Below are 11,659 nucleotides of genomic sequence, written 5' to 3'. Positions count from 1 at the left end.
AGCCGAGGCTTAGATTGTTAGCCAAGGTTATAGGTTACTGAAAAATAAGGTTTTTTAAATTCTGCTTTTGTGGCAGAATCGCCGCCTCGATTTGAAGAACAATAAAATTAGCGGTGTTTTTTTATGGCGTTTTCAATTTTTCAGCTGGTCGTTTCCTTATTGATTATCGTGGTGGCCGCTGAGATTTTCACCAATGCGCTGGAGCATTTAGGGCAAAAACTGAAGATTTCTGAAGGAGTCACCGGTTCGTTGTTTGCGGCTGTCGGCACTGCGCTGCCGGAAACGATTGTGCCGATCATCGCCATTGCTTCCGGCACGGCGGTTTCAGCCCACAACGAAGAGATTGGCGTCGGAGCGATAATCGGCGCGCCGCTGATGCTCTCCACCTTATCGGTGTTTATCATGGCGCTGGCGGTGGTGGGAAGCCGGGGACTGAACGGCGATATCCGGCCAGAACCGCGCGGTTTCCGCCGGGATACCCGCTTCTTCTTACTGGCCTTTATCATTGCGGCCACCACCATGTTTATCCCGCATTCCAACACCCTGTTGCGGGCAACCATCAGTGGGTCACTGATCGGCCTTTATGTTATCTATGTAATTTTAACCGTGCATGCTTCAAAGCAACTGGTGCAGACGGGTGAGGTAACCGAAGCGGGCAGCCAGCTGTTGCTGAACAGGGTCGGCCTGCCGGTTAATCTGCGGACAGTTTTACTGCAGGTATTTGTCGGCACGGGCATACTGGTCGGCGGGGCTTTCTGGTTTATTGACGGCGTGCAGGATGCTTCCGGCCTGCTGGGAATTTCTGCGCTGCTGCTTTCGCTGATCATCATCCCGATCGCCACCGAGCTGCCAGAGAAGATCAACAGCGTGCTGTGGATCAGAAAAAATAAGGACACTCTGGCGCTGGGCAATATCACTGGCGCGATGGTCTTTCAGGGCACCATCTTGCCTTCCCTCGGGATTATGCTGACGCCGTGGGAGCCGCGTTCCGAGGTGCTGCTGGGGGTGATCATTACCCTGATAGCCGCCTTCTGGCTCTGGCTGAATGCGACCCGCAGGCAGCTGAAAATCTGGGCGCTGGGGGTGAATGGCCTGCTCTATATTATCTATATTGCGATTTCGCTGTTCTACCAGAAGCATGTTTGAGCGGCGACTGACGGTCCTGGCTAAGAAAAACGTTTACTGTCGGCCCGTTTTAGGGGATAAATCGCGGGAATTTTTACCATGCCGGAGATCCCATGAGCGAATTAGAACTGAGCCACCGCACGCTGACGCTGCACCGTTTTCCCCAGACGCGCGAAGAGAGCCCGCTACAGGCGTGGGATGCTGCCGATGAATACCTGCTGCAGCATGTGGCTGATGCTTCAGCTAGCGGCCCGACATTTATCTTTAATGACACCTTTGGGGCGCTGGCCTGTGCGTTGGTCGGCGAAGAGCTGTACAGCATCAGCGACTCGTTGATGGGTCAGCTGGCCACGCGCCACAACCTGACGATGAACGGCATGGATGAAGGGGATGTGCACTTCCTCGACAGCCTTGCTTCACTGCCGCTGGCTCCCGCCCGCGTGCTGATTAAGATCCCGAAAACGCTGGCGCTGCTGGAGCAACAGCTGCGGTCACTGCGCAGCGTGGTCACGCCTGAAACGCAGATTGTTGCGGCAGGCAAAGCGAAGGATATCCATACTTCCACACTGCAATTGTTCGAGCGCGTGCTGGGAACCACCACCACCTCGCTGGCGGTGAAAAAAGCTCGCCTGATTTTCTGCACGCCAACGCTGCCGAACCTTGCGGACGCCCCGGAAACGTATTCCTGGATGCTCGAAGGCACCGACTACCTTATTCACAATCACGCCAACGTATTTGCCCGCAGTGGACTGGACGTGGGCGGGCGCTTCTTTATGGCGAATCTGCCAGACAATATTGACGGTGAGATTGTCGATCTCGGCTGTGGCAACGGCGTGATTGGCCTGAAGGCGCTGGAGCAAAACCCGGCGGCAGAGATGCATTTTGTGGATGAATCCTGGATGGCCGTGGCGTCCAGCCGGATGAACGTGGAAGTTAACCGACCGGAAGACCTGGATCGCTGCCACTTTACGGTCAATAACTCGCTGGCTGGTTTCCCTTCCGATCGTCTGCATGCGGTGTTGTGTAACCCGCCATTCCATCAGCAAAATACCCTGACCGACTACATTGCCTGGCAGATGTTCCGCGATGCCCGCCGCTGCTTACAGTACGGCGGAGAGCTGCGTATCGTGGGTAACCGTCATCTCGACTACTACCGCAAAATGAAGAAGCTGTTTGGCAACTGCACCACCGTGGCCTCTAACCAGAAGTTCGTGATCCTGCGTTCGGTGAAACTGCGCTGATTTGCACTTATCGCCGCTTTATCCACGAGAATCGCTGCTGATAGCCGTGGTTAAAATGGGTGTTGCGGCGATAGCTCGCCTGCTCTTCAGCCATGCAATAAGTACACACCTCACTCAGTTCTATTTGCGCTTCCGGCACGCCTTCCCTGATCGCCATGCGCCTGGCAAGCAGCGGTAAATCAAACCACACGCCCTGAGTGGTGCCTTTCGCCTGAGGGCGGATGGCCTTTGGGTTGCCGATCTGCTGTTTCGTATGGGCCATCAGCGGTACCAGGTTGTTAAGGTTTTCCTCTCTGATACTTGCCATCTTTTCCTCTCCCAGCTCATAACAGCAGGGGCCAATTGACGGGCCTATGGCAAGAGTCAGGCTGTCCGGCGTCGCGCCAAGTTCGCACAAGCGGCGGAGAGTGTTAATCAGCACGCCGCCGAGCGCGCCATTCAGCCCGGCATGCACGGCGGCAACCTGCTGCTGGCGACTGTCGGCAATCAGGATTGGCAGGCAGTCAGCGGTATAAATCGCAACCGGGCGCGTGCCGGTCCCTATCAGCCCGTCGGCCTGGCAGCTTTTGACCGGCAGCGCTTCGCTGTCCAGCACCACATCAGATGTATGGCGCTGGTGGTTGTAGATGCTCTCTTCCGGCGGTCGCTCACCGGCGGCCAGGAAGGCATGGTCAAGCCAGTCGAATGAGGAGAGCAGGGTGGAGCGATAAGCGTTCAACATCACAATGTCCTGGTTTCGGCAATCTTTACTAACAATAGCTTCACATTATGCCTGAGATGCGACATTTTTAAGGCGTTAATTCGAAAGCATTTCCGGTAAATGACAGAATGGAGCCCCACTTTGAAGATGAAAAAAACGTCGTTGTTAAGCACCAGCCTGCTGATGGTTCTGGCGCTGTCCGGCTGTGCCACGCAGAAACCCGATGCCGCTGACCAGCTCAATCAACAGTCGGTGATGGCGCTGAACTGGTTCCAGCAGTCTGGTGAGTATCAGGCGCTGGCGTATCAGGCCTTTAACTTTGCCACCCTGGCCTATGATAAAGCGCCGTCGCTGACCGGCAAACCGAAAGCGGTGATTGTCGATCTGGATGAAACGATGATCGACAACAGCGCCTACAGCGCGTGGCAGGTAAAGGCCGGTCAGTCGTATGCCGACCAGACCTGGTCCACCTGGACTCAGGCACGTCAGGCAACTGCCGTGCCGGGTGCGGTGAATTTTGCTAATTATGTAAACAGTCACGGCGGCACGATGTTTTACGTCTCCAACCGTGACAGTAAGGATGCTGCGGCCACGGCGGATAACCTGAAGCGCCTGGGCTTTACCGGTGTGAACGAGAAGACGCTGCGCCTGAAAACCGACAGTTCCAACAAGCAGGCCCGTTTTGATGCCATCAGGGCGGAAGGGTATAACGTGGTGCTGTATATCGGCGATAACCTGAACGATTATGGTGCGGCCACTTACCATCAGGGCAACGCCCAGCGTCGGGCATTTGTGAACCAGAATAGCCGGCTGTTCGGCACCCAGTTTATTATTCTGCCTAACCCGCTTTACGGCGACTGGGAGAGCGGGCTGGGCGAGGGCTATAACAAGCTGACGCCAGAACAGAAGTTGCAGACCCGTGACGCCAACCTGAAGGCCTGGAGTGGGAAATAAGGGTAATCTGCGCGAGGGGGAATGACACAGCCCCCTGAATATGAGGCATGCACGAACGCGGGGCGAAATATCTTCCGCCCCAACCAAAGATGTACCCGTCAGGTGATGGCGGAATTATTTCCGCCCGCTTTATCAGATCGTCAGCGCTAAACGAGTGCCCTGGGCTATCGCCCGGCGGGCATCCAGCTCCAGCGCCACATCGGCACCTCCGATGATATGCACGGTTTTCCCCAACTGCTCTAAGGCAGTGGCCAGCCGCCGGTTTGGTTCCTGTCCTGCGCAAATCACTACGTTATCCACCTGCAGCACTTCCGGCCGGCCCTCGTGCAGGATATGCAGCCCCTCGTCATCAATCTTCTGATACTCCACGCTGCCCCACATCACGACGCGACGCATCTGCAGGCTGGCGCGGTGGATCCAGCCGGTGGTTTTGCCCAGAGCGGCTCCCGGTTTCCCCGGTTTGCGCTGCAGTAGCCAGATCTGCCTTTCAGGCTGCGGATAAACTGGTGCAGTCAGCCCGCCCGGCTGTTCCAGCGTCTGGTCGATGCCCCATTCAGCACAGAAGGCGGCGACATTCAGGCTGGCGGACTCGCCGTGCTGGCTCAGATACTCGGCGGTATCAAACCCAATACCACCTGCACCAATGATCGCCACGCGCTTGCCGACCGGCTTTTTATCCCGCAGTACGTCAAGATAGCTCAGCACACTGGAGTGAGTAATGCCTGCAATCTCAGGCGTGCGGGGAGAAACGCCGGTCGCCAGTACCACTTCTTCAAAACCCGACAGGTCAGTGGCGGTCACCTGCTGGTTGAGGCGCTGCGTCACGCCATTGATTTCCAGCTGGCGGCGGAAGTAGCGCAGCGTCTCACTGAACTCCTCCTTGCCGGGGATCTGCCGCGCAATGTTGAACTGGCCACCTATGTCAGTCGCCTGGTCAAACAGGGTGACCTGATGGCCGCGTCCGGCGGCATTCACCGCAAACGCCAGCCCGGCGGGGCCAGCGCCAACCACGGCCAGTTTTTTCGGCTGGTGGGCAACGGTCAGCAGCATCTCGGTTTCATGGCAGGCGCGTGGATTCACCAGGCAGGAGGTCAGCTTCCCGGCAAAAATCTGGTCGAGGCAGGCCTGATTGCAGCCGATACAGGTGTTAATCTCATCACTGCGACCAGCCTGTGCTTTCTGCACGAACTCTGCATCCGCGAGGAAGGGGCGCGCCATGGAAACCATATCGGCACAGCCTTCATCCAGCAGCGCCTGCGCCACATCCGGATGGTTGATGCGGTTAGTGGTGATGACCGGCACGCTCAGGTGCTGGCGCAGCTGCTTCGTCACCCAGCCAAACGCTCCGCGCGGCACCGAAGTGGCGATAGTGGGGATCCTCGCCTCGTGCCAGCCAATGCCGGTATTAATCAGCGTGGCACCGGCATGTTCAATGGCTTTCGCCAGCCGCACCGTTTGCGGCAGCGTGTTGCCCTGTTCCACCAGATCGAGCATCGACAGGCGATAAATAATGATAAATTCCCGTCCGACCGCTTCCCGTGCCGCACGGACAATCTCTACGGCAAATCGCATCCGGCGGGTTTCATCCCCGCCCCATTCGTCATCGCGCTGGTTGGTTCTGGCCGCCAGAAACTGGTTAATCAGGTAGCCTTCCGAGCCCATAATTTCGACACCGTCATAGCCTGCCTCTTTCGCCAGCGCAGCGCAGCGGGCAAAGTCACCGATCAGTGCCAGAATATCGTCGTTATTCAGCGCGTTGGGCTTAAATGGGTTGATCGGAGCCTGCAACGGGGAAGGGGCGACCAGCGAGGGCTGGTAGCTGTAGCGGCCCGCATGCAGGATTTGCAGAGCAATTTTGCCTCCGGCCTGATGCACCGCTTCCGTCACTTCGCGATGCTGAGCCAGCTGGCTGGGGTGATTCAGTACCGACGCGCCCGCCATGACCACGCCTTCCGGAGAAGGGGAAATCCCACCGGTAACAATCAAAGCCACGCCCGCAGCGGCTCGTTCAGCGTAAAACGCCGCCAGACGACGCGATCCGTCAGGATGTTCTTCCAGCCCGGTGTGCATCGAACCCATCAGCACGCGATTTTTCAGCCGGGTGAAGCCCAGATCCAGAGGAGAAAAAAGAGAAGCACTCATAGCAGCCCGCAGGTAAGTGGTCGGATGAGTTTACTGTAGCGGCGAAAATCGCTTTCGGAAAGTGACTTGCCTGGATGTGTGATGTGCGCCTGATTATTGGCTCACCCCGGCAGCATGGCAGGCAGGTTGCGGCTACAACTTAATCATCTCTGGCTGTTTTGATGCAAGGAACTACGATGCCCATAACCATAATTGCCGTTGGCGTGATCCTGCTGCTGGTACTGATGATCGTCTTTAAAGTGAACGGATTTATTGCGCTGGTCTTTGTCTCTGCCGTGGTGGGGATGACGGAGGGGATGACGCCGCTGGCGGTTGTGGCCTCGATTCAGAAAGGGATCGGCGGCACGCTCGGCAGCCTGGCGATGATCCTTGGCTTTGGGGCCATGCTGGGCAGGCTGGTTTCCGATACTGGTGCTGCGCAACGGGTGGCGACCACGCTGATTGCCGCCTTCGGGAAAAAACGCCTGCAGTGGGCGCTGGTGGTTACCGGGCTGATTGTCGGGCTGGCGATGTTTTATGAGGTGGGCTTTGTGCTGTTGCTGCCGCTGGTTTTCACTATCGTGGCGGCGGCAAACCTTCCCCTGCTGTATGTTGGCGTGCCGATGGTGGCCGCGCTGTCGGTGACGCACTGCTTCCTGCCGCCGCATCCCGGTCCAACGGCCATTGCCACCATTTTTGGAGCGAACATCGGCACCACGCTGCTTTACGGGCTGATTATTACCCTGCCGACGGTAATTATTGCCGGGCCGGTCTTCTCCCGCTTCCTGAAAAGCTTTGAAAGAAAGCCGCCGGAAGGGCTGTTTAACCCGAAAATCTTTGAAGAGCACGAGATGCCCGGCTTCTGGATCAGCATCTTTGCGGCGGTCATCCCGGTGATCCTGATGGCAATTGCCGCCGTCTGCGAGCTGACCATGCCGAAAGAGAACGCAATCAGGCAGTTTTTTGAATTTATCGGCAACCCCGCCGTGGCGCTGTTTATTGCCGTGGTGGTGGCGGTACTGACGCTGGGGCTGCGCAACGGCCGTAAGATGGACGAGGTGATGGATATCTGTGGCAGTTCAATTGCGGCTATCGCCATGATTGTGTTCATTATTGCCGGTGGCGGTGCGTTCAAACAGGTGCTGGTGGACAGTGGGGTGGGCAACTACATTGCCGATCTGATGAAAGGATCGTCTCTGTCGCCGCTGCTGATGTGCTGGACGGTGGCAGCCATGCTGCGCGTGGCGTTGGGATCGGCAACCGTCGCGGCGATCACGACGGCGGGGATTGTCACGCCGATTATCGCCATTACCCACACCGATCCGGCGCTGATGGTGCTGGCGGTTGGATCCGGCAGCGTGATCGCCTCGCACGTTAACGATCCGGGCTTCTGGTTGTTCAAAGGCTATTTCAATCTGACCGTGGTGGAAACGCTGAAAACCTGGACGGTGATGGAAACGCTGATCTCGTTCCTCGGCCTGGCGGGTGTGCTGATCATTAACGCGGTGATCCACTGAACGGACTCCCCTTCAGCCCTGTCTGGCTCCTGATCTTCTTCGTTATATGGTATCGTATATAGCGTTCAGCTGCTCATATGCAAAGGAGAAAAGGATGCATCTGTTTATGTTTTATGTTGGTGGCAATGCGGGTAAGTCAAATATTGAAGTGCATGATATTCAGTTTGTGGCTGCCGACACTCCGGAAGCCGCGTGGCCGGCTCTGCGTGAAGCCTGGTTCGGTGACGCGGATAAAATCCATATTGATGGTTATGCGCGCATTACCTGGGCGGACGGTTACAAAGTCAGTCTCAGCACCACGCCGGTCAGCAGCGATAAAAAGCTGTTCTTTGTGAATGCAGGTGGCTATACCCCTGAGACGCTGGCCGAGCTGCATGCTTTCGATCTCTTTGTTGCCAGCAACGTGAAAGAGGCTAAGAAAAAAGGGCTTGAAGTGCTGCTCCGCGGTGCCGATCAGCAGCATAAAGATAATCTCAAGGATGTTGACGATTGTCTGCTGCTGGAGAAGATTGGCGACTACTATATCCAGCTGGAACCGGATGCGGCAGGCACGCCGTTTAAGCCGGAATGGCAGGGATATCAGCCTATCGGGGTTTAACCCAGCTCCTCCACTGCCTGGATGATGTGCTGAATAACCCGCTGCGCCGCCCGTGAAAGCTGGCGGGACGGTGCGGTACAGAGTGCCAGCGTCAGTGGCCGCACCGGCATTCCCTTCAGCGGAATAAAGCACAACATTCCCTCCCTGACCTCATCCAGCACGTCCAGCTGGCTCAGAATACTCAGCCCGCTTCCTCCTTTGATCAGCGACTTGATTAAGCGGATATCGTTGCAGACGATAATGTTCTCCGGCGAAAAGTTGTGACGCCGGTAGAGCATCTCCACGCGGTCGTGCACGATCAGCGGTGCGCCAGGCAGAATATGCCGCTCATTACTCAACTGACCCGGCGACAAGGTTTCCTGCTCACTTAACGGGTGATCGGCCGGTAAAACCACGCCCAGCGGGAGCTCGGCAAAGGCAATCACTTCCAGTCCCGCCTGCCCTTCAGGATCGAGGATCAGCCCGAAATCCAGCTCCGCGTCGCGGATCCGCTGGCTGATGGTCTGGCTGTCGGCCACGCTGAGATCGAGGCGCAGCCACGGATGTTCGGCGGCGACTGAAGAGAAGATCCGCGCCATCTGCCCTTCGTTCATCGCCTGGATCAGCCCGATGCTGACGTGCCCGCGCTTCAGCCCCTGGATCTCATCAAATCGCTCAAGTGTCCGCTGGAATTCCCGCTGCCAGCGACGGATATCGGTATAAAGAAGCTCGCCTGCGGTAGTCAGCCGCATCCCGTCCGGCAGCCGTTCGAACAGGCGGGTATTCAGCTCTTCTTCCGCCTGCAGGATCTGACGATTAATGGCTGAAGCAGAAACGTGCAGTTTTTCAGCGGCTTTACGCAGGCTCCCGCTACGGGCGACCTCGGCGAAATAGTGGGAAAAGCGCGAAAATGGGATCATGGCGTTGCCTGTCTCGTTTTTTGCAACAGGTAAGTGAGAAAACAGTTATGGATCGCAACAGCCTCTCCTGTCAAAAATAATCACAACATAACAATGCGGACCGGCAATGACCGGCCCGGTGTGAGCAAACAGACAGGTAGATAACCATGAACAAGCCAACCCCACCCGCACACTGCACTTTTGAACCCGACGACTGGCTGCGACTGGCCCGCTGCTGGCATCCGGTGGCCCGCTCCTGTGAGATCGCTGGTGCGCCCGCTAAAGCGGTATTGCTGGACGAGCAACTGGTGATTTACCGCATTAACGGTAAGGTTGTGGTGGCGAAAGACGTCTGTCCGCACCGTGGCGTACCGCTGACGCTGGGATTCCACGATGAGCATGGCATTGTCTGCCCTTATCATGGCCTGCGCTTTGGTGAGGATGGGCACTGCAACCGCATCCCTTCCAGTCCGCAGCAGGCGATACCGGCCAAGCTGAACCTGCTGACCTTTGCGGTGGAAGAGCGCTTCGGGCTGATCTGGGTCTGCATGGCACCGGAAGAGGGCAAGCTGCCTGACCTGCCGAAGATGCCGCACTGGGAAGATCAGGGCTTCCAGCAGATCGTTTGTCCGCACTTTGACGTGGCTGGTTTTGCCGGTCGCCAGGTGGAAGGCTTCCTCGATGTGGCACACTTCGCCTGGATCCACACCGAGACGTTTGCCGATCCGGAAAATCAGGAAGTGCCGCCTTATAACGCGGTTGAAACGGATTACGGTTTCAGCGTGGACTACTGGAGTTCGGTCGCCAACTATCCGGCAGGTTCCGATCTGCATGCGCCGGAGGGTTTCCAGTGGCTGCGTCATTTTGAGATGTACCTTCCGTTCACCGCGACGCTGACCATTCACTTCCCGGGCGAAGCACGACTGGCGATTATGAACGCCGCTTCGCCGGTATCAGCGCGGAAAACGCGGATGTTTGCGCCAATTGCACGTAATTTTGATCTGCACGTACCGGTTGAGGATGTACATTCTTTCAACCATCGCATCTTCGAAGAAGATCGGCTGATGGTGGAACCCAGCGCCCGGAACGCCTGCCGCTGGATCTGACTCTGGAGGCGCACATTCCGGCCGACCGCAGCTCGATTGCCTACCGTCGCGGCCTGAAACGTCAGGGCTTCGGCGAGTTCTTCCTGGTGTAGTGAGGGGGCAATGATGAACACCTTAAAAGTTGTTGTGGACGCGATGTCCCGCCAGGGGAAAGGCAACGTGGCGCTGCGGCTGGTTGCGGAAAACGGGCAGCCTCTGCCGGAGTGGGAGGCGGGGGCGCACATCGATCTGCATCTGGGTAACGGACTGATCCGCCAGTATTCGCTGACCGGTTCGCCTTCCCGGCACGATCGTTATCTGATCTGTGTCCGGCTGGAATCGCTGTCCCGTGGCGGCTCGCGTTATATCCATGACACGCTGCGGCTGGGGCAGACGCTGACCATCTCCGCGCCACGGAACGTCTTCAGCCTGATGCCCGCCAGCAAAGTGGTGCTGATGGCGGCCGGGATCGGTATCACGCCGTTGCTGGCGATGATAGAAAAACTTGAGGTGAGCGGCACTGCATTTGCGCTGCATTACTATCTGAAAGACAGAGAGAGCACCGCTTTTTTGCGTGACTTATCACGTCGCTATCAGCACGGGAATTGCACCATCTGGTACAGCAGCGAAGGCAACAGCCCTCGCCAGCATCTTCCAGCCGATTTGCTGGAACCCGCACCGGATACGCGGCTGTATATGTGCGGGCCGGATGGGTTTATGTCACACGTTCGTCGCCAGGCGCTGGCACAGGGCTGGCCGGAGGAGGCACTGCATGCCGAAGCCTTTATGGCCACCCCTCTGGCTGCAGCAAACGGCGAGGCAGATGATGTGTTCACCATTACCCTCGCTTCTTCAGGTGCCAGCTGGCCGGTTCCGGCAGACAAAACCATTGCCCGCGTGTTGCAGGACAACGGCGTGAGCGTGCCGCTGTCCTGCGAGATGGGCATTTGCGGGGCCTGTCTGACCCCGGTGGTGGAAGGGACTGCCGATCACCGCGATACCGTGCAGTCAGAATCTGAGAAATGTGCTCCACAGCAGCAGGTCGCGCTGTGCTGCTCACGCAGCCGTAGCAAAAACCTGGTTATTGATATGTGATTGCCCTCTGCAGTAGCTGTAGCAAAAACCTGGTTAATGATATGTGATAGCACGCTGCAGTTGCCGTATCTACCTGGTCATCAGATACCGGGCTTGTGGCTTGCAGGTAAAATATTAATGTAAAGATGTTTAAATATTTCAGGTTATTTCTGACAGTAGTTGATAAATGAAGTTATTACTACCTGACTTATTTGTCCATAATGAAATTTAACGGAGTTATGGCGCTAACTTAATAACAAGCAAGGATTTTAAAGTTGTAATTTTAGAATGCAGAAAGATTGAAGCAGGTTCTGATCTTTAAAATAACCCTGATAAGCTATAGGTTTTTCTTATATATAGATATGT

9 protein-coding genes and 1 pseudogene are annotated in these 11,659 nt (G+C 56.7%); 7 read left to right on the top strand and 3 right to left on the bottom strand.

Annotated features, from left to right (window positions below):
• Nucleotides 1-123: 123 nt before the first annotated feature.
• Nucleotides 124-1,146, top strand: a complete 1,023-nt coding sequence (locus tag GSQ70_RS00070) for a sodium:calcium antiporter (RefSeq protein WP_158780374.1) — start codon at nucleotides 124-126, stop codon at nucleotides 1,144-1,146.
• 92 nt (nucleotides 1,147-1,238) lie between these two features.
• A complete protein-coding gene (gene rlmG, locus GSQ70_RS00065) occupies nucleotides 1,239-2,366 on the top strand; it encodes a 23S rRNA (guanine(1835)-N(2))-methyltransferase RlmG (RefSeq protein WP_158780373.1) in 1,128 nt (375 codons plus the stop codon).
• A gap of 7 nt (nucleotides 2,367-2,373) precedes the next feature.
• Here rlmG and GSQ70_RS00060 read toward each other — a convergent pair whose 3' ends face one another.
• Nucleotides 2,374-3,087 (bottom strand): polyphenol oxidase family protein, encoded by a 714-nt coding sequence (locus GSQ70_RS00060; protein ID WP_158780372.1) that lies wholly within the window; start codon nucleotides 3,085-3,087, stop codon nucleotides 2,374-2,376.
• A gap of 126 nt (nucleotides 3,088-3,213) precedes the next feature.
• On the opposite strand from GSQ70_RS00060, the gene GSQ70_RS00055 reads away from it, so the two are divergent.
• Entirely contained in the window at nucleotides 3,214-4,020 is an 807-nt protein-coding gene (locus GSQ70_RS00055) for a 5'-nucleotidase, lipoprotein e(P4) family (RefSeq protein WP_158780463.1), read from the top strand.
• Nucleotides 4,021-4,152: 132 nt separating this feature from the next.
• Here the strand turns inward: GSQ70_RS00055 and GSQ70_RS00050 are convergent, their stop codons facing one another.
• Entirely contained in the window at nucleotides 4,153-6,162 is a 2,010-nt protein-coding gene (locus GSQ70_RS00050) for an NADPH-dependent 2,4-dienoyl-CoA reductase (RefSeq protein WP_158780371.1), read from the bottom strand.
• A gap of 161 nt (nucleotides 6,163-6,323) precedes the next feature.
• Between GSQ70_RS00050 and GSQ70_RS00045 the strand changes: the two genes are divergently transcribed.
• Both GSQ70_RS00045 and GSQ70_RS00040 read left to right on the top strand, forming a co-directional pair.
• Nucleotides 6,324-7,658 (top strand): gluconate:H+ symporter, encoded by a 1,335-nt coding sequence (locus GSQ70_RS00045; protein WP_370521022.1) that lies wholly within the window; start codon nucleotides 6,324-6,326, stop codon nucleotides 7,656-7,658.
• Nucleotides 7,659-7,752: 94 nt separating this feature from the next.
• Nucleotides 7,753-8,256, top strand: coding sequence for a DUF1543 domain-containing protein (locus tag GSQ70_RS00040; RefSeq protein WP_158780369.1), 504 nt, complete (start codon nucleotides 7,753-7,755; stop codon nucleotides 8,254-8,256).
• Here GSQ70_RS00040 and GSQ70_RS00035 read toward each other — a convergent pair.
• On the bottom strand, nucleotides 8,253-9,155 hold the full coding sequence (locus GSQ70_RS00035) for a LysR family transcriptional regulator (RefSeq protein ID WP_158780368.1): 903 nt from the start codon (nucleotides 9,153-9,155) through the stop codon (nucleotides 8,253-8,255). The two genes, GSQ70_RS00040 and GSQ70_RS00035, sit on opposite strands and share 4 nt — an antisense overlap.
• A gap of 146 nt (nucleotides 9,156-9,301) precedes the next feature.
• Between GSQ70_RS00035 and hpxD the strand changes: the two are divergent.
• Together hpxD and GSQ70_RS00025 are read left to right on the top strand one after the other, a co-directional pair.
• Nucleotides 9,302-10,332: pseudogene (hpxD, locus tag GSQ70_RS00030) on the top strand (molybdenum cofactor-independent xanthine hydroxylase subunit HpxD).
• Nucleotides 10,333-10,342: 10 nt separating this feature from the next.
• The gene (locus GSQ70_RS00025) at nucleotides 10,343-11,314 is read left to right on the top strand and encodes a PDR/VanB family oxidoreductase (RefSeq protein ID WP_158780367.1); all 972 of its coding nucleotides are present in this window, start codon (nucleotides 10,343-10,345) and stop codon (nucleotides 11,312-11,314) included.
• Nucleotides 11,315-11,659 lie beyond the last annotated feature (345 nt).

The organism is Pantoea sp. BAV 3049, from assembly GCF_009765445.1.
In the GTDB taxonomy this organism is placed as follows: domain Bacteria; phylum Pseudomonadota; class Gammaproteobacteria; order Enterobacterales; family Enterobacteriaceae; genus Erwinia.
The sequence above is the reverse complement of the archived record's forward strand: the minus strand, read 5'-3'. Positions and strand labels throughout refer to the sequence as shown.